Below are 26,181 nucleotides of genomic sequence, written 5' to 3' on the forward strand. Positions count from 1 at the left end.
GGCAACGTGCACCGCCAAAAACAGAGAAGCCACGGCGTATGGGTCCTGGCCTTCGCCAGGACGACATCCGTCAGATCTTCCCCGACACGTCCTTCTGCACGCGGTTGGCCATGTCGATCAGCCGACGCCAGGCCTTTTCCAGGAACGACATCACACGGTCGATGTCCTGATCGCTCGGCAGCGGGATCTCGATCTTGCGGTCGCCCTCGGCGACCTTCGGATCCGCTTTCTTGAGCGGGTCGGATTTCGGCAGCGCCTCGTCGATCTTGCCCGATACGGTCGGTCCCGCCGCGATCTGTCCCTTCAGCTTCTCGACTTCGGCCTGGAGCCTGCCGATCTCGGCGTCGAGCGCGCTACGTTCGTCGGGCACCGCGTAGCAGGCCCAGCCGGCGCCGTTCTTGGTGCAGGTCGACACCGTACCGGTGCGGCTGTCGAGCCGCAGCACGCCCTCGGGGATCGGTGTCATGCTGTAGCGGCTGTTTTCGCTGTCGGGGGCAGATTGGGCGACAACGAGACCGCCGCTGGTTGCCATCACCGCGGCAAGCACCGCTGCCGCAAACCATGATGTTGTGGAGGACGTCGCTGGTCTCATCGCACTCTCCGCCACGACGCGCGGGTGGCACATCTGCAATTCTACACCCCGGCGAGGCCAACCGCCGCCAAAAGCACGCGCCCTAATCAACGATTCCGGCGGCCCGTTTGATCCCGGCAGCACGGCGAAATGGCGGCCGCATCCACCGATCATGAGGAGAGCTGCTGCGGTGCGGCGTCACGCTGTGTGCAGCGCTGCCGCGCAGGCCGATATCATCAAATAAATCAGACACATAACGGAAAGCGACGCAATCGTGACTTGGCTTGACTTGATTATGGGCCATCAGTATGGTCCGCGCGGCTTTTGAGGGTGGCGGGCGTAATTTCCATTCAGCCGCGGTGTTTCGGGTCTTCGTTGCATGACACAGGGCACGGGACACGGCGAGAATGGAGATCGCGATAGATCGCCCGAGGAAGCTGCGCTTTCCGAACGGCTCGGAAATCTTGATCAACGTTTGTCCGAACTTCGCGACCGACGGATCAAGACCGAGCAACCCGCAGGTGACGGTGAAGACAGAGCGGCCAGAGCCTCGGCGATGGCGCTTGGTTTCCGGTTATCCTCCGAGTTGGTCGCCGGGGTCGTTGTCGGGGCGGGGATTGGCTGGGGGTTCGACCGCTTGCTGTCGACGTCGCCTTTCGGATTTATCGTGTTCCTGCTGCTGGGCTTCGTCGCCGGCGTGGTGAATGTGGTGAGAACGGCGGGCGCGGGTCAGAACAGACGCGGTGGTTCGTAGCTGGTCCGCACCAGGAGAGGAATGATCGTGCCGGCTTTGCCGGTACGGGCCGGCCCGGCCGGCAGACCGAGACCCGCCGGCATTGCCCGGCAGACCAAGAGATGCCGCGCTGATGAAAATCGACCCGATCCACCAGTTCAACATCGAGCCTCTCTTCACCCTGGGCCATATCGGCAATCACACGATCGCCTTCACCAATTCGTCGCTCTACATGCTGGTGGCGGTGGCGGTGATCTCGATCCTGATGCTCGCCAGCGGCACGCAGCTGGTTCCCGGACGTCTCCAGTCCGTCGCCGAAATCTCCTACGAATTCGTCGCCTCGACCATCCGTTCGACGGCCGGCGCGGAAGGCATGAAGTTCTTCCCGCTGATCTTCTCGCTGTTCATGTTCATCTGCGTCTCGAATCTGGTGGGCATCATCCCCTACACCTTCACGGTGTCGAGCCACCTGATCGTCACCGCGGCGCTCGCGCTGCTGGTGTTCTTCACCGTCCTGATCTACGGCCTCTACAAGAACGGCCTGAAGTTCTTCAAGATTTTCGTCCCCCACGGCGTCCCTATCTACATCCTGCCGCTGGTCATGTTCATCGAGATCCTGTCGTTCTTCCTGCGGCCGGTCTCCCACAGCGTCCGTCTCTTCGCCAACATGCTGGCCGGCCATATCGCGCTGAAGGTGTTCGCTGGCTTCGTCGCCATGCTCGGTTTCTCGCTCGGCGCCCTCGGCTGGGTCGGCGGCGTGCTGCCGCTGGCGCTCACGGTCGCGCTGACCTCGCTGGAGCTGCTGGTCGCGTTCCTCCAGGCCTATGTGTTCGCGATCCTGACCTGCATCTACCTCAACGACGCCATTCATCCGGGACACTGAGCGGTCCGGGGAATTTCCACCCACAACCCAATCTTTCTTCCAAGGAGTCTAAAATGGATCCGGCAGCAGCAAAACTTATCGGCGCGGGCATCGCGTGCATCGGCATGGGCGGTGCGGGCGTCGGCGTGGGCGTGATCTTCGGCAACTACCTCGCCGCAGCCGTTCGCAACCCCTCGGCCGCTCAGGGCCAGTTCGGCAACCTGATCTTCGGCTTCGCCGTGACCGAAGCGCTGGGCATCTTCTCGCTGCTGATCGCGCTGCTGCTGCTGTTCGTTCCGCTCTGAGGACGAGATTTTTCGCGCCGTTCCAACGTCCGGGACGGCGCGTGTGACAGCAACAGGAGAACTCCATGGCTGAGAGTCATGGCGGCGCAAAAGGTCCGGCGGCGGGCGCTCACACCGGGGCTGACGGTGGTCACCACGGTGGCGGTTTTCCGCCGTTCGAGAGCACCAGCTTTGCTTCACAGCTGGTGTCGCTCGCGATCTTCTTCGTCCTGCTTTACGTGATCGTGTCCAAGCTCGCTCTGCCGCGCATCGGCGGTGCGATCGAGGCACGTCAGAACAAAATCGAGGGCGACCTCGCCGAAGCGCAGAAGCTGAAGGACCAGTCCGATTCAGCGCTGAAGGCCTATGAAAGCGAGCTCGCTGCGGCGCGCACGCGGGCACAGGCGATCGGCAACGAATCCCGCGACAAGGCGAATGCGCAAGCGGACGTCGAGCGCAAGGCGCTGGAAGAGCAGTTGGCGGCCAAGCTTGCCGGGGCGGAGAAGACCATCGCCTCGACCCGCACGGCGGCCATGAGCAACGTCCGCGGCATCGCGGCCGATGCGGCAGCCCAGATCGTGCAGCAGCTCACCGGCGTCGTTCCTGACGCCGCGTCGGTCAATGCCGCGGTCGATGCGTCCTTGAAGGGTTAGTCGATATGTTCTTCGAACCTGAATTTTGGGTCGCCGTTGCCTTCGTGATCCTGATGGTCGTGTTCGGCTATCTCGGGGTCTTCAAGACGGCGATGTCGGCGCTCGATCATCGCGCCGCCCGCATCAAGGCCGAGCTCGACGACGCATCACGCCTCAAGCAGGAGGCCGCCAAGGTGCTCGCCGACTACAAGGCGCGCAGTGCCACGGCCGAGCGCGAGGCCGCCGACATCATCGCCAACGCCAAGGTCGAAGCCGAGCGCATCGCGACCGAGGCCAAGGCGAAGATGGAAGACTTCGTCGTCCGCAGAACCAAGACCGCGGAGAGCAAGATCGCGCTCGCCGAGGCCCAGGCGCTGGCCGATGTCCGCGCCGCAGCCGCGGAAGCCGCCGTCCAGGCCGCCTCCACGATCCTGTCGCAGTCGGTCAAGGGCCAGGTCGCCGACGACCTGCTCGCCAAGAGCATCAGCGAGGTTCGGCAGAAGCTGAACTGAGGGGGTTGCTCTCATCAATCAAAAAGCCGGCGCGATCAGCGCCGGCTTTTTTGTTTGCGCAAGATGCTTTCCTCATCGTCATGGCCGGGCCTGTCCCGGCCATCCACGTTCTTCCCGCCCAGAGCCGCGACGTGGATGCCCGGGACAAGCCCGGGCATGACGAGTTTGCGGAACGACCGCCCGCTCAAAAACGTACCGAGCCCTTGTTACTTCTTCTTCCCCCGCGCTTTCGACTCGGGCGAGAGCGCCTGCGGGTCGAAGCCGACATAGAAGATGTAGGAATCGGCGGTCGCCGCTGACGGGACCGGATAGGACAGATCCTCGGCGACGAAGGTGAAGGGCACGCTGCCGCCTTCCGACATCCCGACCGTGGTCCGGTAGGCCTTCGAGGCGATCACCTTCTCGCCGACGCCGCCCTGCACCACGGCGAAGCGCAAGGGCACATCGACGGAGGCAGGCGCACCGGCGGGACCGGCGATGAGGCGGCCCTGAATGCCGATCCGGGCCGTGATGTCGCCGCCGCTGCGGACGCATTCACGCGCCATCTTGGTGATGGTGGCCTGGAAGCGGACCTCATTGCCGACGGCCGGCTTGCCGGTGGCACCGACCGCATAGGTCGACGCTCCGGCACGCACCGTGACCTGCGGGCAATCGAGATCGTCGTCGGCCGCAGGCTGGCCTGGCGCAGGCGCCGGCTTGGGCTGGGCCGGCTCCTCGTCGGACTTGCCGCCGAACAGGCTCTTGAAGCGGTCGCTCAACGACTGGGCCGCCACCGGCGAGGCGGACGCGAACGCAACCGACAACGCCAGCGCGACCGCTGTCCCCCGCCGCAACGCATTCCGCGATGACCGAAGCTCGTGCACCATCAACGCCCATACTCCATGACAACAACCCGGCCGATCGCCAGCCTTCCCCGCCGCGTTATATCGCCAAAATCGGCGAACCCAAGGCAGCAAAAAAGGCAGGACGTCAGAGACTTTGGCCGTACGAACCGACTGGCTCAGCCGCGGAAATCCTCGTGCAGCAGGCCGAACAGCAAATGGTCCTGCCAGACCCCGTTGATGCAGAGATAGCGGCGCGCCAACCCCTCCCGGGAGAAGCCGCACTTCTCCAGCACCCGGATCGACGGCGCATTGGTCGGGATGCAGGCGGCCTCGACCCGGTGCAGGTTGAGCTCGCCGAACAGCGTCGGCAGCAGCACCCGCAGCGCAGCCGTCATGTAGCCGCGATGGGCGTGGGGCTGGCCGATCCAATAGCCGATGGTGCCGGCCTGGACGATGCCGCGCCGGACATTGGCGAGCGTGATGCCGCCGACCATGGCGCCGTCGAGCTCACGGAAGATCAAAAAGGGGTAGGAGCGGTCCGCGGCGATATCCTCGGAATAGCGACGCAGACGGCGGCGAAAGCCGGAGCGCGTCAGGTCGTCCGACGGCCAGATCGGCTCCCAGGGCGTGAGGTAGTCGCGGCTGGACTCGCGCAAGTGAGCCCACTGCAGGAAATCCGACATCTGCGGTGAGCGCAGCAAAAGCCCGTTGCCGCGCGGCGCGAGGGCGGCGGGTCCACTGGATGGCAGGCGAAAGAGGGCCATGGTGATGCTTCCCGGGGCGGGTCAGCCCATGCGCGGCTCCTAATGCAGCCGCGCCTTGGCACGTGCCCGGGTCAATCCTTCCGCAAAAGACACCGCCGTGTCCAGACCCCTGCCACTGCCTAATGCGACAACCGCAGGCCGGCTGCGCGAAAGCAGTGCACGCGCCGCATCCCGGGTCGATTCGACGCTGACGGCGTCGATCCGGGCCACCAGCTCCTGCACCGTCTGCGGCCGGCCATAGGCCAGCACGTGGCGGGCGAGCTGCTCGGCACGGGACGAGCAGCTCTCCAGCGCCATCAGGAGGCCCGCCTTCATCTGCGCCTTGGCCCGCGCAATCTCGGCCTCGGTCAGGGTCTCCACCGAATCATTCATGATGTCGACCACGACCTCCATCATCTCCGGCGCGTCGGCCGGATCGGTACCGGTGTACAGGCCGAAGAAGCCGGTATCGGTATAGGGCGCGTGGAAACTGTAGATCGAGTAGCAGAGGCCGCGCTTCTCGCGCACCTCCTGGAACAGCCGCGACGACATTCCACCGCCGAGGATGTTGGTGAAGACCTGGAGCGAGAACAGCGACAGATCGTTCTGCGGCACGCCCTCCAGCGCCAGCGTCAGATGCGCCTGCTCGAGCTCGCGATGCACGACCTTGGCGCCGCCCTTGCCGAACTGGGCGGCCTGCGGCTTCGGACCCGGCGTGCCCTCGAAACTCGCAAAGCGCTTCTCGGCCTCGGCGACCACCTGCTTGTGATCAACCGCGCCGGCGGCCGCCACCACCATGTCGGGCCCGCGATAATGGGTCGACAGATAGCCGCGCAGCATGTCGCGGTTGAAGGCGCGCAGCGTCTTGGCCGTGCCGAGCAGCGAGCGGCCCATCGGCTGGTCGGGATAGCAGAGCTCGTTGAGATGCTCGAACACGACGTCGTCGGGCGTGTCCTGCGCGGCCCCGATCTCCTGCACGATGACGTTCTTCTCGCGCTCCAGCTCGTCGGGCTCGAAGGCGGGATTGGCCAGGATGTCGGCGAGCACGTCGAGCGCCAGCGGCACGTCGGCCTTCAGCACCCGCGCATAATAGGACGTGGTCTCGGTCGAGGTGCCGGCATTGAGGTCGCCGCCGACCGCCTCGATCTCCTCGACGATCTCGCGCGAGGAACGCTTCGTCGTGCCCTTGAATGCCATGTGCTCCAGCAGATGCGAGATGCCGTGCTCGTTGGGCTTCTCGTCGCGTCCACCGACGCCGGCCCAGACCCCGAGCGCCGCAGTCTCGAGATGGGGCATCTTGTCGGTGACGACGGTGAGGCCGGACGCAAGCTTGGAAATCTCGACGCTCATCCGGCAACTCCCTGTTTTGCGGCACGGCTGACCGACAGCACGAACCGCTCGACCTCGCCCTGATCGTTCTTCATCACCTTCATGTGTTCGGATTTGGTCATGAGGCCGTCGAGCCAGGCCGGCAATTGCGGCCGCTGGCCGCAGGCCGCCTCGACCGCGTCGGGGAATTTGGCCGGATGCGCGGTGGAGAGCACGATGCTGGGCACCGTGGTGTCGGTGGTATCGCGGTCGGCGACCGCGAGCGCGACCGCAGTATGGGGATCGACCAGCTCGCCCGCCTCGCGCCAGGCGGCGCGGATCGCGGCCGCGGTTTCGGTCTCGTCGGCGCGCCCGGCGTCGAACTCCTCGCGGATCGCGGCCAGCGTCGCATCGGGCAGCACGAAGCGCCCGGACTGCTTCAGCGACTCCATGAGACGGCGCACACCGGCCGCATCGCGCCGGCCGGCTTCGAACAGCAGCCGCTCGAAATTCGAGGAGATCTGGATGTCCATCGACGGCGACGCCGTGGCGTGCACCTCGCGCACCTCGTAGATGCCGGTCTTCAGCGTGCGGGCAAGGATGTCGTTGACGTTGGCGGCGATGCGCAGGGTGCGCACCGGCAGGCCCATGCGCTTGGCGACGTAGCCGGCGAAGATGTCGCCGAAATTGCCGGTCGGCACGACGAAGTCCACCGCGCGCGCCGGCGCGCCGACGGCGACGGCGGAGGTGAAGTAATAGACCACCTGGGCGACGATACGCGCCCAGTTGATGGAATTGACGCCGGACAGCGAGGTCGCATCGCGGAAGCGATGGTTGTTGAACATCGCCTTCACGAGGGCCTGACAGTCGTCGAACGTGCCTTCGATGGCGAGCGCATGCACGTTGGCCGCGCCCGTCGTCGTCATCATCCGCCGCTGTACCTCGGAGATGCGGCCGTGCGGGAACAGCACGATGAGGTCGACGTTCTCGAGCCCCGCGAAGGCTTCGACCGCAGCGCCGCCAGTGTCGCCGGAGGTCGCGACCACGATGGTGGTGCGCTGGCCGCGCTTGGCGAGCACATGGTCCATCAGCCGCGAGATCAGCTGCATCGCCACGTCCTTGAAAGCGAGCGTCGGGCCGTGGAACAGCTCCAGCACGAACTGGTGCGGCGACATCTGGTGCAGCGGCACCACCGCGGGATGGCGGAAGGTGGCGTAGGCCTCGTTGGCCATGCGACCGAGCTCGGCGTCCGTGATCTCGCCGCCGGCGAAGGGACGGATCACGTCGACCGCGACCTCCCAATAGGGACGGCCGAAGAAGCCGGCGATCGTGTCAGCCGAGAGCTGCGGCCAGATGGCCGGTACGTACAGGCCGCCGTCGCGGGCAAGCCCGGTCAGCATCACGTCGCAGAAGCCGAGTTCGGGGGCCTCGCCCCGGGTCGAGATATAACGAGTCAAACTGCCCTCCAAAGGCCGGCCGAGCCGAAGCTCGATCCGTAAGCCTTTGATTTCACGGTGTTCCTGGTTAACAGCCAGAGGCTTTGGGCCACCATAAAGTGTTTTGTGGCATCGGGAAACCGCTTCCCGCCCGCACCCCTTTCCAACGAAAAGGGCTGCGGCGATGCCGCAGCCCTCTCTTGGAAGGTCTGTCGTTGATATGTGCAGACCGATCTCGCTCGTCCGGGACGCCTGCCCGCTGAAACTGGTCGCGCAAGCTTTCGTTGCCTGTCGCGGCATCGTCAAGGGCGAAAACGACGAACCCGGGAAGGATGTTCCTATTTTTCCCGATGCGTATGAGCGCTGCATGCCGTCCTTAGGCTGGCGCCGGGATCGGCTGTTGCCGTTTTTTCCTGATCTCTTGATCGCGACAGGAACGAAGGCAGGCGCAGTCCATTGTGTCGGCGGATAGCGTCTGCCGTCGGCCACACATTGCCCGGCCGGCGGAGTCGCCGATCCGTCGACCGAACCGCTGCATCCTGGAGCAGCCGGTTCGGTCGCTGGCGGGACGTCAGTTCATGCCGATTTCCACCGCAATCCGGATCAGGTCGGAATGGTTCTTGGCCCCCAACTTCTGCTTGAGCAGGGAGGTGGTGTTGGCGACCGTCTTGTAGGAGATCCCAAGCGCCTCGGCGACCTCGACGATCTTGTCGCCGCGCCCGAGCAGGCGGAGAATCTCGAGCTCCCGTGGCGTCATCTGCGAGGCCGGATTGGCCTTGATCGCGGCGCCGGAAAACGTCACGGCCTCCGCGAGCTGCGGCGAGATGAAATTGTCGCCCGCGACCACCTTGCGCACCGCTTTCAGCAGGATCCTGGGATCGTCACCTTTGGAGACATAGCCCTGCGCCCCCAGCTCGACCGCCCGTACCACGAAGGCCGGGTCGTCGTTCATGCTGAACATGATGATCTTGGCGTCGGGATCGTCCTTGCGGATCCGCCGCATCAGCTCGAAGCCGGAGACATCGGGCAGGCTGATGTCGATCACGGTGACGTCGGGCCGCTTGCTGATATAGGCGCGATGCCCGGATTTGGCGTCCGACGCCTCGTCAATGCGGATCGAATGGTCGGATGCGAAAAGGGTGCGGCAACCTGACAGCACCACAGGATGGTCGTCGACGATCAGAACCCTGGTCGCCGGCTTGGCAGTATCTTGCATCGCGCGCTCTCTTGTTTTTCGACTCATAGACCCGCGGGAACAAATGGAAAGAGAGAAATCCGCCGGGACGCGTTAGAATTGACCTAATGTGGCAACGGCTCTCCTTCAAAACGCAACTGTTTCTTCCGCTCGGCGTGAGCTTGCTCACCGCGCTGATCATGGGCGGCGTGCTGCTCCAGACCTTCGCGGCGGGCCAACTGGCCGATGAATACGAACCGGGGCGGCGCTCGACCCGGGCGATTGCCGTCGCGCTCAACAACACCCTGCGCGCCTCGGACAATCCGCGGCAGACGCTCGACGCCTTTGTCCATTCTTTGGACACCTCCTCCGATATCCAATTCCGTGCGGCACAAGCGGGTCCCGCATCCTCCTCCCCGATGGACGGCCTGCGCAAGCCGCATGGCGTGCCGCAATGGTTCGTCGATCTGCTCGCTGTCCCGGACATGGACGCGACATCTCCGGTGACGATCGACGGCAAGCATGTCGGCGATCTCGTCTTCCTGCCGGACCTGTCGGCCGATCTGTTCGAGAAATGGATCGGCTTCCTCGCGCTGACCAGCCTGGTCGTCGTGCTGATGGCGATCACCGGCACCATCGCCTATGTCTTCGCGGGATCGGCCCTGCGCCCGCTGCAATATCTCGGCGAAGGGCTCACGCGGATGCGGCGCGGCGACTACACCGTGCCGATCCCGGTCGGCGGACCGCCGGAAATCCGGCAAAGCTGCGAGGAGGCCAATGCGCTGGCTGCAACGCTCGCGCAATTGAGCCAGGACAATCGCGACCTGTTGCACCGCCTGGTCTCGCTCCAGGACGACGAGCGGCGCGATCTCGCCCGCGAACTGCATGACGAGCTCGGCCCGCTGCTGTTCAGCATCCGCGCCGGCACGATCGCACTGATCGAGGCTTCGCCGCCGGTGGGACATCTCGGCAATTCGGCGCAGGAGGTGCTGCAATCGGTCGAGGCCCTCCAGCAGACCAACCGCCGCATCCTCGACCGGCTGCGGCCGCTCTATATCGAGGAATTGGGGCTGGAGACCAGCGTGCAGACGCTGCTCCGGAACTTTCGCAAGCAGGCCCCGCATATCGGCCTGACCGCCACGGTCGATCCTGATCTCAACGGGATCGACGGGCCGCTGGCCCAGACCGTCTATCGCGTCATCCAGGAGGCGCTGACCAACGTGCTGCGCCATGCCGCAGCACGCAATGCCCATGTGCAGGCGATCCTCGCCGCTGAGACGCTCGTGATCGAGATCTCCGACGACGGCGGGGGATTTCCCGAAGGCAACGTCTTCGGCCGGGGCTTGACCGGCATGCATGAGCGCGTGCGCGCGCTCAGCGGATCGCTGTCATTGCTGCGCGCGGATGAAAGAACCTATGTGCGTTGCCGTCTGCCCGTGAAGACGACGCGAGACGAGCCGGCGCAAAGCTAGAGCGTTTTCGAGCGACCTGGATACCGGCTCGCGTCGGGAAAACGCGTCGAACGAGAATCCAGAGCCCCGTTCCGACTCAATCGGAACGGAAATGGCTCTAGCACGCGCAGCCGTGATGCGCGCTCTGTCGCGCCGGCGCGCACAGCGTGCTGTAGATCTTGCCTTCCGCACTGAATCGAAACGAGGCGTAAATGCGCAGCGAGCCTGCGACGGAATATTCGAGATCGACGCCATCAGGCACGGGATGGATCTCCTCGAGACCGAAGCCGGCCGACGAGAATGCGCTGAGCCGCGGCCCCCAGTAGGTTTCGAGCTCGCCTCGGCCGCGATAACGCTGCGTGCCGTTGCACGTGCATTCGAGCTGGGCGTCGTCGGTATAGAGGTCGAGCAGCGTCGCGAGGTCGCCCTTCCGGCAGGCATCCACCCAATCGACGACAATTCCCATCTGATCGATATCGCTCACGCCGCAATCCTGTCTGCCGCGAAAATTTGAATGCGGCTTAGGACCACACTCGTGAATGCGCGGTGAATGGTAAACCCCGGGTGATACCGGGTTCCTTCCGGGAACCTACGGAAAATTCAACCCGGCCGACGTCCCCTCACCCAGACGCCGAATGCGATCAGCACCGCGCCTGCGAGCGCGAACCAGGTGATGGCGTATTGAAGGTGATCGTCCTTCAGATGCACGTCGAGCGGACCCGGACGCGGGATGCCATTCTCGGGCGCCGGCTGTTCCAGGTCGATGTAGAACGGTGCAACCGCGCCCCAGCCGAGCGCGCGCGCGATCGCCACATGATCGCGCACGAACCAGAGCCGCTTGTCGCGATTCTCTGCCGGCGTCAGCCAGCCCGGCGGTTCGGGAAAGCGCAGATAGCCGGTGAGCGCGACCGGCTGCCCGGTCACGAGCTTCTTCACCGCGCGATCCTCGACGCCGCGATCCTGCATCGTGTTCTCGACGAAGCCGGCATCGATCACGACCATCTCGCCGCTCGGAAGACGCGCCGGCAGGAAGGCCCAGGTGCCGGGACCGGAGGCGTCCTTGCGCACGGCCGAGCCGGACGAATAGACCATCGCATCGGGCGAGGCGGCATAGGTCGCGGCGAAGCTGACACGGCGGAATTCGTCGCGCGCGGGATTCAGCGCAGCCCATTGCGCGGGCGGCGGCAGCGCGATGGGTGCCGCCGCCAGACGCTCGGTGAGGGCTGCGATCAGCTCGTGCTTGGCGGTCCGGCGCTGCAATTGCCAGACGCCGAGGGCGACGAAGGCGGCCGTCAGGAGAAGCGTGAACAGCGCAAAGCCGGCCACGCGAGGCTTGCGCGCAGTCTCGTTCATTTCGCGCGGTCGACCAGCCGGCCCGGAGCTGCCTTGTGGTGGAATTGCAGTGCGATCAGCAGCGACTTCATCGCGCGTAGCGGCAGCAGCGTGGTGGCGAGGATCAGCGGCAGCCACAGCACGGCATGCAGCCAGTACGGCGGCTGGTACTTGACCTCGACGATCAGCGCGCACGCAACGACGATCCCTCCGGCCAGCATGATGATGAAGATCGCCGGACCATCGCCGGTGTCGATGAAAGCGTAGTCGAGACCGCAGCGCTCGCAGCTAGGTGCGAGCGTCAGGAAGCCCGCATAGAGCTTGCCCTTGCCGCAGCGCGGACATTTGCAGGCCAGCCCGCGCATCGTGCTTTGCAGGACGGTGGTTGCGGACTCGGATGGACCGGTGGTGTCGTTCATGATGGCGGACCCTATCACAGTTTCCGCCGAAACTTCCGGCGGCCCAAAAGCGAAAGGGCGGCCGTGCGGCCGCCCTTTCTGATCGATCCAAAGCTGCTCAGTGCGCGCCGTGGGCCATGGTCTCGGCGCCGTGTCCCCAGACATAGATGCAGAGGAACAGGAACAGCCAGACCACGTCGACGAAATGCCAGTACCAGGCGGCGAACTCGAAGCCGAGATGCTGCTTCGGCGTGAAGTGGCCGGCATAGGCGCGGAACAGGCAGACCAGCAGGAAGATGGTGCCGACCAGCACGTGGAAGCCGTGGAAACCGGTCGCCATGAAGAAGGTCGCGCCATAGACGTTGCCGGCGAAGGAGAACGCCGCGTGGCTGTACTCATAGGCCTGCACGCAGGTGAACAGCGCGCCGAGCACGACGGTGAGGATCAGGCCGTATTTGAGGCCCTGGCGATCGTTCTCGAGCAGCGCATGGTGCGCCCAGGTCACCGTGGTGCCCGACGTGAGCAGGATCAGCGTGTTCAGGAGCGGCAGGTGCCAGGGATCGAAGGTCTCGATGCCCTTCGGCGGCCAGGTGCCGGGGACTGCGCAGGCGCCGGCCTGGGTGCCGAGGCCGCAGCCGAACACCGCATCGCGGGTGGCGTGGACAGCGTCGGCCGGGAACAGCGCCGCGTTGAAATAGGCCCAGAACCAGGCGACGAAGAACATCACCTCGGAGGCGATGAACAGGATCATGCCGTAGCGATGATGGAGCTGCACGACGCGGGTGTGGTCGCCCTTGTACTGGGCTTCCTTGATCACGTCGCCCCACCAGCTCGCCATGGTGTAGAGCACGCCGACGGTGCCGACGCCGAACACGATCGGCGCGGCGGAGAACATGTGATGCATCCAGGCGATCGCGCCAACCGCCATGATGAAGGCCGAGAGCGAACCGACGGCCGGCCAGGGAGAGGGATCGACCAGGTGATAGTCGTGATGCTTGGTGTGCGCCGTTGCCATTTGCGGTCTCTCTCTCCTCAATCCCGTGCCTGTCCGGCACTTATCCCCTTGTTTCCAGCCTCGCGAGCCCGAAGCCCGGCGGTCAGAGATTTCCCTTGCGTTTGTCGTCTTCGCCGGACGCGAGCGGCTTCACCACCGGATCCTTCACCGGGTAGAACGTGTAGGACAGCGTGATCGTGTTGAGCCCGTCGTTCTCGTGGTCGTCGGCGATCGACGGATCGACGTAGAACACGACCGGCATCTCGCGCTTCTCGCCGGGCGCCATGGTCTGCTCGGTGAAGCAGAAGCAGTTGATCTTCTGGAAGTAGGACCCGACCGTCAGCGGCGCGACGTTGTAGGCGGCCTGGCCGGCGGTGGTGCGCGCGGCCTGGTTGGTCACGGTGTAGAAGACGGTCGTGACCTGGCCGATATTGACCTCGATCTCGCTCTGCTCCGGCTCAAACTTCCAGGGCAGGCCGGGCGCGACGTTGGAATCGAAGCGCACCGCGATCTTCCGCGCGATCGGGCCCGTGGCCGGCGAGGAGGTCGCGACCTGGGTCGTGCCGTTGAAGCCGGTGGCGCGGCAGAACCAGTTGTAGAACGGCACCGCCGCGTAGGAGGCGCCGACCATCAGCGCCACCACGCCGCCGCAGATCGAGGCGACCAGCACGTCACGGCCAAGCCCACTGGAACGGCCTTTGGTGGCCGCCCGGCTCTGCTCCCGCGATATGGTCGGCTCGTGATCCATCTTCCCTACATCGGCCGGACTAGAACTGCCGGTCCCTTGACCATGGTGACGGCGAAGAACAGCACCACGAGCACGCCGAGCGCGAGCGCGATTGCGATCGAGCGCTGACGACGGCTCTTCTTCTGCGCCTCGGTGAGGACGATTCCATCTGGCTCAGGTTTGTCCACCATTCCCGCGATCATGCGCCCCCTGCCATCGGAGCAAGCGCCCGGAACACGACCTCTGCCAGCAGGGTCGCGAACAGCGCGAACAGATAAAGGATGGAGAAGGCAAACAGTTTTCGCGTGGCGCGCAGCGATTGGCTGCGCTCGCGGCGCATATAGACGTTGATCGCGAGCACCAGCATGCCGGCGCCGAGGATCAGCGAGACGACGCCGTAAACGGCGTCGAAATAGCCGAGCGCCCAGGGCGCGGCGGCCACCGCGATCAGCACGATGGTGTAGAGCAGGATCTGGAGGCGCGTCGCATCGGGACCGGCGACGTTGGGCAGCATCGGAATGCCGGCGCGGGCGTAATCGTCCGAGCGGAACAGCGCCAGCGCCCAGAAATGCGGCGGGGTCCAGAAGAAGATGATGGCGAAGAGAAGCAGCGGCTCGACGTCGACCGTGCCTGTGACCGCGGCCCAGGCCACCACCGGCGGCAACGCGCCGGCGGCGCCGCCGATCACGATGTTCTGCGCGGTCCAGCGCTTCAGCCACATCGTGTAGATCACGACGTAGAAGAAGATGGTGAAGGCGAGCAGCGCACCCGCGATCCAGTTGACGAGGATGCCGAGCGTCATCACCGAGAAGAAGGCGAGCGTCATGCCGAATGTCATCGCCTCGGGACGGGTGATGCGGCCACGCGGAATCGGCCGGTTCGCCGTGCGCGACATCTTGGCGTCGATGTCGCCTTCGAGCGCCATGTTGAGCGCCCCGGAGGCGCCGGCGCCGACCGCGATGCAGAGCAGCGAGGTGATCGCAAGCACCGGGTGGAAATGCCCGGGCGCCATCGCCATTCCGACCAGCGCGGTGAAGATCACCAGCGACATCACCCGCGGCTTGAGCAGCGCAATGTAGTCGCCCACCCCCGCTTCGGAGATGCGGGGATTGATGTCGACGGCGTTGTGGTCGAGGACGGACACTAAATCAACTCGCTTCGTTATGGAGCCGCGGCGCCCGACACGGGCGCCGCGGGCGATCGCTTACTGCACGCGGGGCAGCACTTCGAACTGATGGAAGGGCGGCGGCGAGGGCAGCGTCCATTCCAGCGTGGTCGCACCCGCACCCCACGGATTGTCACCAGCCGGCACCTTTTTCGCGAAGGCGTCGATCACGCAGTAGAGGAAGATCAGCACGCCGAAGCCGGAAATGTAGGAGCCGACCGACGAGACCAGATTCCAGCCCGCGAACGCATCGGGATAGTCGACGTAGCGGCGCGGCATGCCCGACAGGCCGAGGAAGTGCTGCGGGAAGAACACCAGGTTGACGCCGATGAAGGTGACCCAGAAGTGCGCCTTGGCCAGCGTCTCGTTGTACATGTAGCCCGTCATCTTCGGGAACCAGTAGTACCAGCCGGCGAAGATCGCGAACACCGCACCGAGCGACAGCACGTAGTGGAAGTGCGCGACGACGTAGTAGGTCTCCTGGAGCACGCGGTCGACGCCGGCGTTCGCCAGCACGACGCCGGTGACGCCGCCGACCGTAAACAGGAAGATGAAGCCGACCGCCCAGATCATCGGGGCGCGGAATTCGATCGAGCCGCCCCACATCGTGGCGATCCAGGAGAAGATCTTCACGCCGGTCGGAACCGCGATCACCATCGTCGCCGCGACGAAATAGGCCTGCGTCGCCGACGACATGCCGACCGTGTACATGTGATGCGCCCACACCACGAAGCCGATGCCGCCGATCGCGACCATGGCGTAGGCCATGCCGAGATAGCCGAACACGGGCTTGCGCGAGAAGGTGGAGACGATCTGGCTGATCATGCCGAAGCCGGGCAGGATCAGGATGTACACCTCGGGATGGCCGAAGAACCAGAACAGGTGCTGGAACAGCACGGGGTCGCCGCCGCCGTCGGGCGCGAAGAAGGTCGTGCCGAAATTGCGGTCGGTGAGCAGCATGGTGATCGCACCGGCGAGCACCGGCAGCGACAACAGCAGCAGGAACACCGTCACCAGGATCGACCACACGAACAGCGGCATCTTGTGCAGAGTCATGCCCGGCGCGCGCATGTTGAAGATCGTGGTGATGAAGTTGATGGCGCCGAGGATCGACGAGGCGCCCGCCAGATGGAGCGACAGGATCGCGAAGTCGACGGCCGGGCCCGGATGGCCGGAGCTCGACAGCGGCACATACATGGTCCAGCCGGCGCCGACGCCGTTGGCGCCCGGCTCGCCCTCGACGAAGGTCGACATCAGCAGCAGCCCGAACGAGGCCGGCAGCAGCCAGAACGAGATGTTGTTCATGCGCGGGAACGCCATGTCGGGCGCGCCGATCATCAGCGGCACGAACCAGTTGCCGAAACCGCCGATCATTGCGGGCATGACCATGAAGAAGATCATGATCAGGCCGTGGGAGGTCACGAACACATTGTAGGTGTGCGTCTCGTGGAAGATCTGCACGCCCGGATACATCAGCTCGGCACGGATCGCGACCGACATCGCGGCACCGATCACGCCGGCGATGACCGCGAAGATCAGGTACATCGTGCCGATGTCCTTGTGGTTGGTCGAATAGACGTAGCGCCGCCATCCGGTCGGATGGGCGTGCTCGTCATGTCCGTGGTCTTGCGCGTGATCGCCGTGTGCCGCTGCGCTCGTTGCCATTTTCAAATCCTGCCTTGCGTCCCATGCGGACCTTATGCGGTCCCGCCCTTTATGTCGCTTTCAGTCCCCTCGAGCCTCGCCCGGCGCTCACTGCGTCGGGCCGGCCGCGGAGGCGTAGGTGCTGGTGCCGCCGCTCGCATATTTCTTCTTCGCCGTTTCGATCCAGGAGGCGAACTCCTTGTCTTCCACGACGCGAATCGCGATCGGCATGAAGGCGTGATCCTTGCCGCAGAGCTCCGAGCACTGGCCGTAGAACATGCCGGTCTTGGTGGCCTTGAACCAGGTCTCGTTCAGCCGCCCCGGAATGGCGTCGATCTTGACGCCGAAAGCCGGCAGCGCGAAGGCGTGGATGACGTCCGCGCCGGTCACCTGGACACGAATCACCTTGTTGACGGGCACCACCATCTCGTTGTCGACGCCGAGCAGGCGGGGCTGCTTGTCCTGGGCCATCAGCGAGTCGAACTCGAACTTGCCGTTATCAGGATAGGCGTAGGACCAGTACCACTGCTTGCCGGTCGCCTTGATGGTCAGGTCCGCCTTCGGCACGTCGAGCTCCAGGAACAGCAGGCGGAACGACGGCACCGCGATGCCGACCAGGATCAGCACCGGAACCAGCGTCCAGGCCACCTCGATCAGCGTGTTGTGGGTGGTCCGCGACGGCACCGGATTGGCCTTCGCATTGAACTTGATGACCACGACCACCAGCAGCGCCAGAACGAACAGCGTAATCAGCGTGATGAGCACGAACAGGAAGTTGTGGAACCAGACGATATTGTCCATCACCGGCGAGCCGGACTGCTGGAGCGTCCACTCCCACGGCGCCGGCTGCCCAAGCTCGGCAAATGCCGCGCCGCCCGTCGCCAGTGTCAGACCAGCTACGGCCAATCCCAGCAAATGCCGGCCTACCCGGCCCATCGACATCCTCATGCCGTTCGCGCTCCCCTTACGAAATCACCCCAAGTGCGTTCCCCTATTTTCGGGAAACGCTTATTCGATCCGTCCGTCTGACAAACCGCCACTCAAGAATACCTCTAAGAGGAATTGGGGCCAGATCGCTAGAACGCCGAAATCAAGCTTCTCAAACCATAATTCTTGATCTATCGCAATGCAGTCTTGAGCCCCATCTGCCAGCGATCACCCGCAAGATATTTCCTAGTAACATCAGACAAAAATACCGTTTCCCGGGATGCTGTGGCTTGACAGCGGAATTGCCCGTTGTAGGCACTGGCGAACGGCCGCACAGGAACCTGATTCGTGGCGGCGACGGCGGCCTCGGCGGCGCGGAATTTGCTTGGGAATTGCCTTCAAGACGCCGTCATTTCCGTATCAGTCCACCCGCGCAAGCGACCCAAGCGAGCAGAGGGACCGACCCCGATGGGGCATTCGAGATGCATGGCAAGGCCGGATAACAGCCTCAGCGCGCTGATCGGCCTTCTGGCCGCCGCCCTTCTCCTTGCTTTACCCAGCCTCGCCCATGCGCAGGGCGCGGTGCGCTCCGTCCATGGCGACTGGCAGATCCGCTGCGACACCCCGCCGGGTGCCCAGACCGAGCAATGCGCCCTGATCCAGAGCGTGGTGGCCGAAGACCGCTCCAATGCCGGCCTGACCGTGATCGTGCTCAAGACCGCCGACCAGAAGAGCCGCCTGATGCGCGTGGTCGCGCCCCTCGGCGTGCTGCTGCCCTCCGGCCTCGGGCTGAAGCTCGACAACCAGGACGTCGGCCGCGCCGGCTTCGTGCGCTGCCTGCCCAATGGCTGCGTCGCCGAGGTCGTCATGGACGACAAGCTGCTCGGCCAGCTCCGCACCGCCAAGACCGCCACCTTCATCATCTTCGAGACGCCGGAAGAAGGCATCGGCTTCCCGCTCAGCCTGAACGGGCTCGGCGAGGGTTATGACAAGCTGCCGTAGGGCTTTCTCGAACAACCTGTCGTCATTCCCGTCGCCCTTCCAGGGCCGCTGAGGAAGCGGCCACCTCAGGGTCACGGTGATGGATTGCTGCTCGCGGCCAACGTGTTCGACAACATCCTTGGCGTACCTATCGTTTCCGTAATGTGACGCCTGGCCCTCTCGCGGAACCGCTCCGAAACCATTATCTTGCCCCACATCTCCAGATAATGGACGGACACATGACCAATCCCGCCACAAGCTCCCTGCTCGACCGCGCCAATCTCGACCGCGACCAGGTTCGCCACGAGGTCGCGCGCGGGCTTGTCGGCGCCGACGACGGCGAGCTGTTCCTGGAGTACAGCCAGACCGAAGCGCTGATGTTCGACAATGGGCGGCTGAAGCAGGCAACCTACGACACCTCGCAGGGTTTTGGCCTGCGCGCGGTCAAGGACGACGCCGTCGGCTATGCCCACTCCTCCGACGTCTCGCTGCCGGCGCTGATTCGCGCCGCTGATGCGGTTGCCGCCGTGCGTGGCGGCTATTCGGGCAGCTTCGCGGCGCCACCTCCGCACACCAATGTGCGGCTCTATGGCGACGACAATCCGCTGGACGCGCCGGGCTTCGAGACCAAGGTCAAGCTGCTCGCCGAGATCGACGCCTATCTGCGCGACAAGGATCCGCGGGTGCGGCAGGTCAGCGTCAGCCTGGGCGCGACCTGGCAGGTCGTCGAGATCCTGCGGCCCGACGGCGAGAGCTATCGCGACATCCGCCCGCTGGTGCGCGTCAACATCTCCGTCGTCGCCGGCCAGGGCGACCGCCAGGAGAGCGGCAGCAAGGGCTATGGCGGCCGCGCCGGCTATGCCGAATTCATCGAGAGCAAGAACTGGCGCGACGCCGCCGACGGCGCGCTGCGCGAGGCGCTGGTCAATCTGGAGTCCGTTCCCGCCCCTGCCGGCGAGATGGACGTCGTGCTCGGCGCCGGCTGGCCCGGCGTGATGCTGCATGAAGCGGTCGGCCACGGCCTCGAAGGCGACTTCAATCGCAAGAAGACCTCGGCGTTCGCCGGGCTGATGGGCCAGCAGGTCGCGGCCAAGGGCGTCACTGTGGTCGACGACGGCACCATTGCCTCGCGCCGCGGCTCGCTGTCGATCGACGACGAGGGCACGCCGACCAACCGCACCGTGCTGATCGAGGACGGCATCCTGGTCGGCTACATGCAGGACCGTCAGAACGCGCGCCTGATGAACATGAAGCCGACCGGCAACGGCCGCCGCCAGGGCTATGCCCATGTGCCGATGCCGCGCATGACCAACACTTACATGCTCGCGGGTGATCGCGATCCGGCCGAGATCCTGGCGTCGGTGAAGAACGGCGTCTTCGCCGCGAATTTCGGCGGCGGCCAGGTCGACATCACCTCGGGCAAATACGTGTTCCAGTGCACCGAGGCCTACAAGATCGAGAACGGCAAGATCGGCGCCCCGCTGAAGGGCGCCATGCTGATCGGCAACGGGCCGACCGACCTGCATCGCATCCGCATGATCGGCAACGATCTCGCGCTCGATACCGGCATCGGCACCTGCGGCAAGAACGGCCAGGGCGTGCCGGTTGGCGTCGGCCAGCCGTCGCTTCTGATGGAACGCATTACGGTGGGTGGAACGGGCGCATGAGTGTTGAGAAGGTGACTGCGACCGCCACCAAGCGGAAGAGCAGCGGCTGGGGCGGGCAACTGGTGCAACTCGCCGGCATCGTCGTCGCGGTGTTCATCGCCAAGGGCGCGCTCGCCGAGCCGTTCTACGTGCCGTCGGGCTCGATGGAGCCGACGCTGCTGATCGGCGACGCCCTGCTCGCCTCGAAATTCCCCTATGGCTACGGCACCTCGTCGCTGCCGATCCAGATCAACCTGCCCGAGAGCGGCCGCGTGTTCGCGGAGACGCCGAAGCAGGGCGACGTCGTCGTGTTCCGCTGGCCCGGCGATCGCTCGCAGGCCTGGGTCAAGCGTGTCGTGGGTCTGCCCGGCGACCGCATCCAGATACGGCAGGGCCAGCTCTTCATCAACGACCGGCCCGCCGAGCTCAAGCCCGACGGCGTCGGCGCCGCCGAGGACGACAATGGCGGCAGCGAGCCCGCCTACCGCTACGTCGAGACGCTGCCGAACGGCGTCTCGCACCTGATCTTCAAGATGCGCGACAATGGCCCGCTCGACAACACGCCTGAGGTGACGGTGCCGCGTGGGCATCTCTTCGTGCTCGGCGATAACCGCGACAACTCCGCCGACAGCCGCGTGCCGCTGCGCTCCGGCGGCGTCGGCATGCTGCCGATCGACAATCTGGTCGGACGTGCGGATGCCGTGCTCGGCTCCTGGGATCTCGGCATGCGCGGCCAGCCGGTGTGGACCTGGCTGTCCGGTTTCCGCCTGGCGCGGTTCTTCACCGCGGTGCATTGAGCGGAAGTCCCCACACCTCACGATGAACCGTGATGAATTCCTTGCGCTCGCGCTGAGAAATCCGGTCAACGTTACGATCATCGACGAACTCGCCAGGCTTGCGTTGCCCGACGCATGGCTGGTGTCGGGATGCCTGGTGCAGACGGCGTGGAACGCGCTCACCGGCCGCCCGCTCGATCACGGCATTGCCGATTACGACGTGTTCTATTTCGATGCCGAGACCTCATGGGAGGCGGAGGATGCGATGATCCGGGACGTGCATGCGCGGCTCGGTCATCTCGGCGCCAAGGTCGAGACGCGCAACCAGGCGCGCGTGCATCTGTGGTATCCGGGCAAGCACGGCCTGCCCTATCCACCCCTGACGTGCTCGACGGACGGCATCGACCGCTTCCTCACGCAGAACACGCAAGTCGGGGTCAGGCGCGCAGGCGACGGCTACGAGGTCTACGCACCACATGGCTTCGACGATGTCGCAGGGCTGATCGCACGGCCGAATCCAGGCCCGAATTTTTCAGCGACGAGTTACGCGGCGAAGGCAGCGCGATGGAAGGCGCTGTGGCCGGAGCTCACGGTAATTGCGGCGGAGTGAGATGTCTCTCCACGTCATGGCCGGGCTTGACCCGGCCATCCACGCGCAGCCGCGATTGAGGAACGACGTGGATGCCCGGGACAAGTCCGGGCATGACGACCATGTGTACGACGATAGCTAAATCCTACCGCACCACGCCCGACGTGAACCCCGCCTTGCGGCGCGGCGGCTTGATTTCCTTTTTCAGGAAGCAGCGCGCCTCGCGGCCGGTGTAGCCGGGGCGGGCATAGGTGAAGGCGCGGCACTTGTTGTCGGCGGTGCAAGCGGCCTTGCAGGCCTCCTCGCCTTCACCGTCCTTGAGCTCGAAATTGCGCAAATCGCCACCGGGACGGTCGATCGAGGTCTCCACGCCTTCGACGCGCGGCTCGATCACGCCGGCACCGCGGACGCCGGAGATGCAGCAACTGCCCGGCACGCGCGCCGGCACCGTGTTCTTGAGCCAGCACACCGCTGCGGCGCCGTCGACGTCGGGATAGGAGAAGCTCCAGGAGCGGCAACGGCGATCACGCTCGCACAGCAGCGCGCAATCCTCGGGGTCGCCTGATGTGACCGGCGTGCTGAAATAGTCGCCGCCGGGCCGGTCGAATGCCGTCTGGGCGCGCGCAGGCCAGCTCGCAACCACGAGCGAAAGCAGCGTGGCGCATGCCACGACGCTTGCCGAGACCCTTGCCATGACGGACAGGCGGCCCTTCCCCATCGGAACAGCTTTCGAGTTATTGACGACGCTCAGGTTTTTTCAGCCGGTCATTTGATCGCCGCAAACCTGTATGGGCGATGAACGGCTCAAGTCCTGGTCGTCGGCCTGTCGGTCTAGAGCGCGTACTCCGCGCAGCTAGAACGCGTATTCCGCGTAGGCCGGTTCCACGGAGCCCTTCCAGGGGCCGTTGAACTTCTCCAGCATTTCCTCGGCCGGCGTGCGGCCGGAATCGATAATGCGGTCGAGCGGCTCCAGATGCCGCGTCTCGTCGCGGCCGAGCTGGTCGATCCGGCCGCGCCGGCGCAGGCCGGAACGTGCCAGAACGAGGCATTCCTTGGCGATCTCGAACAGATAGCGGTCCTTGATCCGCGCCTTGAAGCCGAAGCGCGGCACGTCGTCGCGCAGGGCCTGGCGCTCATGCGCGCTCCAGTGCTTCACCATGTCCCAGGCGGCATCGAGCGACACATCGTCATAGAGCAGCCCGACCCAGAACGCCGGCAGCGCCGGCAGGCGGCCCCACGGTCCGCCGTCGGAGCCGCGCATCTCGAGATAGCGCTTCAGCCGCACTTCCGGGAAGATCGTCGAGAGATGGTTGGCCCAGTCCGACAATGTCGGCCGCTCGCCGGGGAGATTGTTGTTGCGGCCGTCGAAGAAGGCGCGGAACGAGGAGCCCGAGACGTCGATGTAGTCTTCGCCGCGCTTGACGAAATACATGGGCACGTCGAGCGCGTAGTCGACATAGCGCTCAAAACCCATGCCGTCCTCGAACGCCCAGGGCATCATGCCCGCGCGCGCATTGTCCGTGTCGCGCCAGATCTCGGAGCGGAAGGAGAGGAAGCCGTTCGGCTTGCCTTCGGTGAACGGCGAGTTCGCGAACAAGGCGGTTGCGACCGGCTGGAGCGCGAGCGACACGCGCAGTTTCTTGACCATGTCGGCTTCGGAGGAGAAGTCGAGATTGGTCTGCACCGTGCAGGTCCGGTACATCATGTCGAGGCCGTACTGGCCGACCTTCGGCATGTAGTTGGTCATGATCTTGTAGCGGCCCTTGGGCATCACCGGGACGTCGGCGCGCGACCAGGACGGCGTCATGCCGAGCCCGAGGAAGCCGATGCCGAGCGGCGTTGCGATCTCGCGCACCTGCGCCAGATGCGCCATCAGCTCGCTCTGGGTCTGGTGCACGTTCTCGACCGGCGCGCCGGAAAGCTCGAACTGCCCGCCCGGCTCGAGCGAGATCGCGCCGCCGCCGGTGACGTCGTAGAGGCCGATGATGTTGCCCCTCTCCATGATCGGCTCCCAGCCGAGCAGGAGCTTCATGCCCTCGAGCAGCGCGCCGATGCCGCGCGCACCTTCGTAAGGCACCGGGCGGTGCCCTTCGAGCGTGAACGGCGTCTTCTCGTGCTCGGTGCCCATGCGGAATTCGGACGGGTCCTTGCAGCCTTCCTCGAACCACGCAACGAGCTCGTCGCGCGACTGCAACGGCGTCATATCGATCTGGTCTCGCGCCATATCAAACTCTAATCAAAAGCGCTTCGACGGAATGCGCGGGGTGACGGGATGGTCCGCGAACCCCACCGGGCGCGCAGACGTGCTATTTGCCGCGCGATCATCGCGGCGGCGTGCTTTCGTTGACGTTGGCGGCGGGCGGAAGCTTCATCTCGCCGCACGAGCAGCCCAGCCGGTCAAGCAGGCCGCTGAGCTTGACGGCATCGGCATCGGACAGTTTCGAGCCGACATATTTCTCGATCGCAGCGGAATAGGCACTCCACATCCGCTTCTGCAAGTCGCGGCCGGCTTCCGTGATCTCGACGAACTGTCCGCGCTTGTCGATCTTGCATTCGCGCCGCGAGGCGAGTCCCTCATCGACCAGGCGGTCGATCAGGCGCGAGGTGGAGTATTGCGGGATCAGCATCTGTCGTTCGAGCTCAACCGGCCGCAACTCGCCGGAGGGCGCGCGGGACAGCTCGAGCAGCGCGTCATACCAGGCCAGCGGCGGGAACCCCGCTTTCTTCAGGTCCTGCTCGACGCAGTCGAGCACGCGGCTCTGCACCCGCATCAGGCGGATCCAGGCGGCGGTTGCCTCGGTCGATGGTTTGCGTTTCATGGTCCCACTCAAACTCGTCGCCCGTCTCTTACCCCACTCGATGCACCTGCATCAATCTTGACTATTACATGCACCTGCATGTAGGCGTTCCTTCGCCGCAACCAAGCGTCAAGAGGAGGAAATTCCATGAAACTCTATTACTCGCCCGGGGCCTGCTCCCTGTCCCCCCACATCGCGCTCCTGGAAGCCGGCCTGCCCTACGAGCTGGTCAAGGTCGATATCCGGGCCAAGAAGCTCGAAAACGGTGAGGATTATCTGAAGCTGAACCCCAAGGGGCAGGTCCCTGCGCTGGGGCTCGACAGCGGTGAGATCGTGACCGAAGGGCCGGTGATTGTCCAGATGATCGCCGATCAGGCTTCTGCCAAGGCGCTGGCGCCGGCCCACGGCAGCGCCGAGCGCTACAAGCTGCTCGAATGGCTGAACTTCCTCACCTCGGAGGTGCACAAGAGCTTCGGTCCGCTGTTTGCGCCGGCGCTGAACGACGAGGCCAAGGCCTTCTTCAAGGACCGCGTCATGGGCAAGCTGAAATACATCGACAGCCAGCTCGCCGGCCGCGACTACCTGATGGGCAAGCAGTTCACGGTTGCCGACGGCTATCTCTTCACGATGCTGACCTGGGGCGACCGGATGAAGTTCGACCTTTCGGCGATGCCCAACCTCACCGCCTACAAGACGCGCGTCGCGGCGCGGCCGCAGGTGCAGGAGGCGCTGAGGAAGGAAGGGCTTGCGCAGACGAAGTAGGCGCTCGCATGACGCAAAAAGCGAAAGGCCGGACCGACGATCCGGCCTTTCTTTATTTGCTGCCCGGCGGCGCGGGGGCGAACCCATTTCGCCGGATCATCGTACCTTAATTAGACTTATGAACTACTGTTCGCCAAATGTAAGTAGTGCTGTCTTGTCAGCACCCGCAAAGCGGGCGAGCTTGGCGGAATTGTTGAGGATTATTTGGACTCTCATCGGAGCTGAATTTGACGATTGCCTTCGTCCTGATCGTCGCAAGTGCGCTGGTGGGAATAGCGACAGGTTACGTCTACAAGATCTGGGCGCTGGTCGTGATCTCGCCACTCATCGCAGTTTTCTCGGCGATAATTCTGCGCGCTTACGAGTTCGGGATGATGGCGGGCGTGATCGTCATTGCCATCTGTCTTGCCGTCTGCCAGCTCGCCTATCTCGCGGCAGCCTATGTGCTGCACGCGCGCAACGTCTCATCCCACGACGAAATCGACGGCGAGCCAGGCGAGACACCCGAGCAGAAAATCCGCCGCCAGCACAAGTAACGCCAGGGCTGCCCAAAGCACCGGGCCCTTGCGGCGCAGGCGCGCCGGCTTCTGTTGCGGCGACAGACGGCCATTCGCGGGAGCAACAGCGTATTTGGCGGTGAGATCGCGGCCAAGCGCGGTCTTCCGCAGCACCAAAGAGTTCATCAAGGACACTTTCTTATTTCGTCTTCAACTTGCCGATGGATCGGCAAGCGTCCCAACCGGGTTCATGACCCTGACCCGGAGCAAGACTAGTGCCAGGGCCGAGCAAAAGAACGGCGCCGCTTTGGCGCGCCTATGACAATTGCGCGACACCACGGGGCAGCGGGACTCTGGCACGGTTCCTACGCGAATTCTGTGACCGGTTCCACAGATCGGGAACCTCCTGACGCAA

General features: G+C 64.8%; 31 protein-coding genes. 12 read left to right on the forward strand and 19 right to left on the reverse strand.

The window, feature by feature from the left end; genetic code table 11:
• Window positions 1–70 precede the first annotated feature (70 nt).
• A complete protein-coding gene (locus XI09_RS38850) occupies window positions 71–592 on the reverse strand; it encodes a hypothetical protein (RefSeq protein ID WP_271571619.1) in 522 nt (173 codons plus the stop codon).
• Window positions 593–674: 82 nt separating this feature from the next.
• Window positions 675–875: a hypothetical protein gene (locus XI09_RS38855; RefSeq protein ID WP_271571620.1), complete on the reverse strand. Its 201-nt coding sequence runs from the start codon at window positions 873–875 to the stop codon at window positions 675–677.
• A gap of 75 nt (window positions 876–950) precedes the next feature.
• On the opposite strand from XI09_RS38855, the gene XI09_RS38860 reads away from it, so the two are divergent.
• The 5 genes from XI09_RS38860 (at window position 951) to XI09_RS38880 (ending at window position 3,594) form a co-directional block, all read left to right on the forward strand.
• Window positions 951–1,325: an AtpZ/AtpI family protein gene (locus XI09_RS38860; protein WP_271571621.1), complete on the forward strand. Its 375-nt coding sequence runs from the start codon at window positions 951–953 to the stop codon at window positions 1,323–1,325.
• Window positions 1,326–1,437: 112 nt separating this feature from the next.
• Window positions 1,438–2,187, forward strand: coding sequence for a F0F1 ATP synthase subunit A (locus XI09_RS38865; protein ID WP_271571622.1), 750 nt, complete (start codon window positions 1,438–1,440; stop codon window positions 2,185–2,187).
• 53 nt (window positions 2,188–2,240) lie between these two features.
• Window positions 2,241–2,471, forward strand: coding sequence for a F0F1 ATP synthase subunit C (locus XI09_RS38870; RefSeq protein WP_007599451.1), 231 nt, complete (start codon window positions 2,241–2,243; stop codon window positions 2,469–2,471).
• 65 nt (window positions 2,472–2,536) lie between these two features.
• Complete coding sequence (locus XI09_RS38875) at window positions 2,537–3,103, forward strand: F0F1 ATP synthase subunit B (RefSeq protein ID WP_271571623.1); 567 nt, start codon at window positions 2,537–2,539, stop codon at window positions 3,101–3,103.
• Window positions 3,104–3,108: 5 nt separating this feature from the next.
• Complete coding sequence (locus XI09_RS38880) at window positions 3,109–3,594, forward strand: F0F1 ATP synthase subunit B family protein (protein WP_271571624.1); 486 nt, start codon at window positions 3,109–3,111, stop codon at window positions 3,592–3,594.
• A 206-nt stretch (window positions 3,595–3,800) separates the two neighbouring features.
• On the opposite strand, the gene XI09_RS38885 is transcribed toward XI09_RS38880, so the two are convergent.
• From XI09_RS38885 to XI09_RS38905, 5 genes are all read right to left on the reverse strand, one after another.
• On the reverse strand, window positions 3,801–4,460 hold the full coding sequence (locus tag XI09_RS38885; RefSeq protein WP_271571625.1) for a hypothetical protein: 660 nt from the start codon (window positions 4,458–4,460) through the stop codon (window positions 3,801–3,803).
• Window positions 4,461–4,594: 134 nt separating this feature from the next.
• A complete protein-coding gene (locus XI09_RS38890; RefSeq protein ID WP_271571626.1) occupies window positions 4,595–5,182 on the reverse strand; it encodes a GNAT family N-acetyltransferase in 588 nt (195 codons plus the stop codon).
• A gap of 39 nt (window positions 5,183–5,221) precedes the next feature.
• On the reverse strand, window positions 5,222–6,511 hold the full coding sequence (locus XI09_RS38895) for a M16 family metallopeptidase (protein WP_135176251.1): 1,290 nt from the start codon (window positions 6,509–6,511) through the stop codon (window positions 5,222–5,224).
• Window positions 6,508–7,926, reverse strand: a complete 1,419-nt coding sequence (gene thrC, locus XI09_RS38900; RefSeq protein WP_271571627.1) for a threonine synthase — start codon at window positions 7,924–7,926, stop codon at window positions 6,508–6,510. Before thrC ends, XI09_RS38895 begins: the two co-directional genes overlap by 4 nt.
• 550 nt (window positions 7,927–8,476) lie before the next feature.
• On the reverse strand, window positions 8,477–9,121 hold the full coding sequence (locus tag XI09_RS38905; protein WP_271571628.1) for a response regulator transcription factor: 645 nt from the start codon (window positions 9,119–9,121) through the stop codon (window positions 8,477–8,479).
• Between the two features lie 86 nt (window positions 9,122–9,207).
• On the opposite strand from XI09_RS38905, the gene XI09_RS38910 reads away from it, so the two are divergent.
• Window positions 9,208–10,551, forward strand: coding sequence for a histidine kinase (locus XI09_RS38910; RefSeq protein WP_271571629.1), 1,344 nt, complete (start codon window positions 9,208–9,210; stop codon window positions 10,549–10,551).
• 97 nt (window positions 10,552–10,648) lie between these two features.
• On the opposite strand, the gene XI09_RS38915 is transcribed toward XI09_RS38910, so the two are convergent.
• The 9 genes from XI09_RS38915 to coxB form a co-directional block, all read right to left on the reverse strand.
• Entirely contained in the window at window positions 10,649–11,014 is a 366-nt protein-coding gene (locus tag XI09_RS38915) for a nuclear transport factor 2 family protein (protein ID WP_271571630.1), read from the reverse strand.
• Between the two features lie 116 nt (window positions 11,015–11,130).
• The gene (locus XI09_RS38920; RefSeq protein WP_271571631.1) at window positions 11,131–11,883 is read right to left on the reverse strand and encodes an SURF1 family protein; all 753 of its coding nucleotides are present in this window, start codon (window positions 11,881–11,883) and stop codon (window positions 11,131–11,133) included.
• Window positions 11,880–12,281, reverse strand: a complete 402-nt coding sequence (locus XI09_RS38925; protein ID WP_271571632.1) for a DUF983 domain-containing protein — start codon at window positions 12,279–12,281, stop codon at window positions 11,880–11,882. Before XI09_RS38925 ends, XI09_RS38920 begins: the two co-directional genes overlap by 4 nt.
• Window positions 12,282–12,378: 97 nt before the next feature.
• A complete protein-coding gene (locus XI09_RS38930; protein ID WP_271571633.1) occupies window positions 12,379–13,275 on the reverse strand; it encodes a cytochrome c oxidase subunit 3 in 897 nt (298 codons plus the stop codon).
• Between the two features lie 82 nt (window positions 13,276–13,357).
• Window positions 13,358–14,002: a cytochrome c oxidase assembly protein gene (locus tag XI09_RS38935; protein ID WP_271571634.1), complete on the reverse strand. Its 645-nt coding sequence runs from the start codon at window positions 14,000–14,002 to the stop codon at window positions 13,358–13,360.
• A gap of 5 nt (window positions 14,003–14,007) precedes the next feature.
• The gene (locus XI09_RS38940) at window positions 14,008–14,184 is read right to left on the reverse strand and encodes a hypothetical protein (protein ID WP_018316353.1); all 177 of its coding nucleotides are present in this window, start codon (window positions 14,182–14,184) and stop codon (window positions 14,008–14,010) included.
• Window positions 14,181–15,125 (reverse strand): heme o synthase, encoded by a 945-nt coding sequence (locus tag XI09_RS38945; RefSeq protein ID WP_271571635.1) that lies wholly within the window; start codon window positions 15,123–15,125, stop codon window positions 14,181–14,183. Before XI09_RS38945 ends, XI09_RS38940 begins: the two co-directional genes overlap by 4 nt.
• 60 nt (window positions 15,126–15,185) lie before the next feature.
• Window positions 15,186–16,811, reverse strand: a complete 1,626-nt coding sequence (gene ctaD / locus XI09_RS38950) for a cytochrome c oxidase subunit I (protein WP_271571636.1) — start codon at window positions 16,809–16,811, stop codon at window positions 15,186–15,188.
• Window positions 16,812–16,898: 87 nt separating this feature from the next.
• Entirely contained in the window at window positions 16,899–17,738 is an 840-nt protein-coding gene (gene coxB / locus XI09_RS38955; RefSeq protein ID WP_271571637.1) for a cytochrome c oxidase subunit II, read from the reverse strand.
• A 447-nt stretch (window positions 17,739–18,185) separates the two neighbouring features.
• Between coxB and XI09_RS38960 the strand changes: the two genes are divergently transcribed.
• The 4 genes from XI09_RS38960 to XI09_RS38975 all read left to right on the forward strand — a co-directional run bounded on the left by XI09_RS38960 (window position 18,186) and on the right by XI09_RS38975 (window position 21,730).
• Window positions 18,186–18,719: an invasion associated locus B family protein gene (locus XI09_RS38960; protein ID WP_442869653.1), complete on the forward strand. Its 534-nt coding sequence runs from the start codon at window positions 18,186–18,188 to the stop codon at window positions 18,717–18,719.
• Window positions 18,720–18,937: 218 nt separating this feature from the next.
• The gene (tldD, locus tag XI09_RS38965) at window positions 18,938–20,365 is read left to right on the forward strand and encodes a metalloprotease TldD (protein WP_271571639.1); all 1,428 of its coding nucleotides are present in this window, start codon (window positions 18,938–18,940) and stop codon (window positions 20,363–20,365) included.
• Window positions 20,362–21,141, forward strand: a complete 780-nt coding sequence (gene lepB, locus XI09_RS38970; protein ID WP_271571640.1) for a signal peptidase I — start codon at window positions 20,362–20,364, stop codon at window positions 21,139–21,141. Before tldD ends, lepB begins: the two co-directional genes overlap by 4 nt.
• Before the next feature lie 22 nt (window positions 21,142–21,163).
• Window positions 21,164–21,730: a nucleotidyltransferase family protein gene (locus tag XI09_RS38975; RefSeq protein ID WP_271571641.1), complete on the forward strand. Its 567-nt coding sequence runs from the start codon at window positions 21,164–21,166 to the stop codon at window positions 21,728–21,730.
• A gap of 124 nt (window positions 21,731–21,854) precedes the next feature.
• On the opposite strand, the gene XI09_RS38980 is transcribed toward XI09_RS38975, so the two are convergent.
• The 3 genes from XI09_RS38980 to XI09_RS38990 form a co-directional block, all read right to left on the reverse strand.
• Complete coding sequence (locus XI09_RS38980; protein ID WP_271571642.1) at window positions 21,855–22,427, reverse strand: PAN domain-containing protein; 573 nt, start codon at window positions 22,425–22,427, stop codon at window positions 21,855–21,857.
• Between the two features lie 135 nt (window positions 22,428–22,562).
• Window positions 22,563–23,933 carry a glutamate--cysteine ligase gene (locus XI09_RS38985; protein WP_271571643.1) on the reverse strand — a complete coding sequence of 457 codons (1,371 nt, stop codon included), beginning with the start codon at window positions 23,931–23,933 and terminating at the stop codon, window positions 22,563–22,565.
• A 97-nt stretch (window positions 23,934–24,030) separates the two neighbouring features.
• The gene (locus tag XI09_RS38990; RefSeq protein ID WP_271571644.1) at window positions 24,031–24,528 is read right to left on the reverse strand and encodes a MarR family winged helix-turn-helix transcriptional regulator; all 498 of its coding nucleotides are present in this window, start codon (window positions 24,526–24,528) and stop codon (window positions 24,031–24,033) included.
• 126 nt (window positions 24,529–24,654) lie between these two features.
• Between XI09_RS38990 and gstA the strand changes: the two genes are divergently transcribed.
• A complete protein-coding gene (gene gstA / locus XI09_RS38995) occupies window positions 24,655–25,269 on the forward strand; it encodes a glutathione transferase GstA (RefSeq protein ID WP_271571645.1) in 615 nt (204 codons plus the stop codon).
• A 227-nt stretch (window positions 25,270–25,496) separates the two neighbouring features.
• Window positions 25,497–25,805, forward strand: coding sequence for a hypothetical protein (locus XI09_RS39000; protein ID WP_271571646.1), 309 nt, complete (start codon window positions 25,497–25,499; stop codon window positions 25,803–25,805).
• Window positions 25,806–26,181: the final 376 nt, after the last annotated feature.

The organism is Bradyrhizobium sp. CCBAU 11386 (assembly GCF_028128955.1).
Classification (GTDB): domain Bacteria; phylum Pseudomonadota; class Alphaproteobacteria; order Rhizobiales; family Xanthobacteraceae; genus Bradyrhizobium.

Excerpts from the sequence above, each read along its gene's own strand:
- coxB (WP_271571637.1), bottom strand. The coding sequence starts at position 17,738 with ATGAGGATGTCGATGGGCCGGGTAGGCCGGCATTTGCTGGGATTGGCC.
- XI09_RS38870 (WP_007599451.1), top strand. The coding sequence starts at position 2,241 with ATGGATCCGGCAGCAGCAAAACTTATCGGCGCGGGCATCGCGTGCATC.
- XI09_RS38885 (WP_271571625.1), bottom strand. The coding sequence starts at position 4,460 with ATGGTGCACGAGCTTCGGTCATCGCGGAATGCGTTGCGGCGGGGGACA.
- XI09_RS38940 (WP_018316353.1), bottom strand. The coding sequence starts at position 14,184 with ATGATCGCGGGAATGGTGGACAAACCTGAGCCAGATGGAATCGTCCTC.
- XI09_RS38935 (WP_271571634.1), bottom strand. The coding sequence starts at position 14,002 with ATGGATCACGAGCCGACCATATCGCGGGAGCAGAGCCGGGCGGCCACC.
- XI09_RS38990 (WP_271571644.1), bottom strand. The coding sequence starts at position 24,528 with ATGAAACGCAAACCATCGACCGAGGCAACCGCCGCCTGGATCCGCCTG.
- XI09_RS38930 (WP_271571633.1), bottom strand. The coding sequence starts at position 13,275 with ATGGCAACGGCGCACACCAAGCATCACGACTATCACCTGGTCGATCCC.
- XI09_RS38875 (WP_271571623.1), top strand. The coding sequence starts at position 2,537 with ATGGCTGAGAGTCATGGCGGCGCAAAAGGTCCGGCGGCGGGCGCTCAC.
- XI09_RS38985 (WP_271571643.1), bottom strand. The coding sequence starts at position 23,933 with ATGGCGCGAGACCAGATCGATATGACGCCGTTGCAGTCGCGCGACGAG.
- XI09_RS38890 (WP_271571626.1), bottom strand. The coding sequence starts at position 5,182 with ATGGCCCTCTTTCGCCTGCCATCCAGTGGACCCGCCGCCCTCGCGCCG.
- XI09_RS38910 (WP_271571629.1), top strand. The coding sequence starts at position 9,208 with ATGTGGCAACGGCTCTCCTTCAAAACGCAACTGTTTCTTCCGCTCGGC.
- XI09_RS38855 (WP_271571620.1), bottom strand. The coding sequence starts at position 875 with ATGGCCCATAATCAAGTCAAGCCAAGTCACGATTGCGTCGCTTTCCGT.
- XI09_RS38880 (WP_271571624.1), top strand. The coding sequence starts at position 3,109 with ATGTTCTTCGAACCTGAATTTTGGGTCGCCGTTGCCTTCGTGATCCTG.
- XI09_RS38920 (WP_271571631.1), bottom strand. The coding sequence starts at position 11,883 with ATGAACGAGACTGCGCGCAAGCCTCGCGTGGCCGGCTTTGCGCTGTTC.
- XI09_RS38850 (WP_271571619.1), bottom strand. The coding sequence starts at position 592 with ATGAGACCAGCGACGTCCTCCACAACATCATGGTTTGCGGCAGCGGTG.
- XI09_RS38860 (WP_271571621.1), top strand. The coding sequence starts at position 951 with ATGACACAGGGCACGGGACACGGCGAGAATGGAGATCGCGATAGATCG.
- XI09_RS38865 (WP_271571622.1), top strand. The coding sequence starts at position 1,438 with ATGAAAATCGACCCGATCCACCAGTTCAACATCGAGCCTCTCTTCACC.
- lepB (WP_271571640.1), top strand. The coding sequence starts at position 20,362 with ATGAGTGTTGAGAAGGTGACTGCGACCGCCACCAAGCGGAAGAGCAGC.
- XI09_RS38905 (WP_271571628.1), bottom strand. The coding sequence starts at position 9,121 with ATGCAAGATACTGCCAAGCCGGCGACCAGGGTTCTGATCGTCGACGAC.
- gstA (WP_271571645.1), top strand. The coding sequence starts at position 24,655 with ATGAAACTCTATTACTCGCCCGGGGCCTGCTCCCTGTCCCCCCACATC.
- XI09_RS38925 (WP_271571632.1), bottom strand. The coding sequence starts at position 12,281 with ATGAACGACACCACCGGTCCATCCGAGTCCGCAACCACCGTCCTGCAA.
- XI09_RS38980 (WP_271571642.1), bottom strand. The coding sequence starts at position 22,427 with ATGGGGAAGGGCCGCCTGTCCGTCATGGCAAGGGTCTCGGCAAGCGTC.
- tldD (WP_271571639.1), top strand. The coding sequence starts at position 18,938 with ATGACCAATCCCGCCACAAGCTCCCTGCTCGACCGCGCCAATCTCGAC.
- ctaD (WP_271571636.1), bottom strand. The coding sequence starts at position 16,811 with ATGGCAACGAGCGCAGCGGCACACGGCGATCACGCGCAAGACCACGGA.
- XI09_RS38895 (WP_135176251.1), bottom strand. The coding sequence starts at position 6,511 with ATGAGCGTCGAGATTTCCAAGCTTGCGTCCGGCCTCACCGTCGTCACC.
- XI09_RS38975 (WP_271571641.1), top strand. The coding sequence starts at position 21,164 with ATGAACCGTGATGAATTCCTTGCGCTCGCGCTGAGAAATCCGGTCAAC.
- XI09_RS38960 (WP_442869653.1), top strand. The coding sequence starts at position 18,186 with ATGGGGCATTCGAGATGCATGGCAAGGCCGGATAACAGCCTCAGCGCG.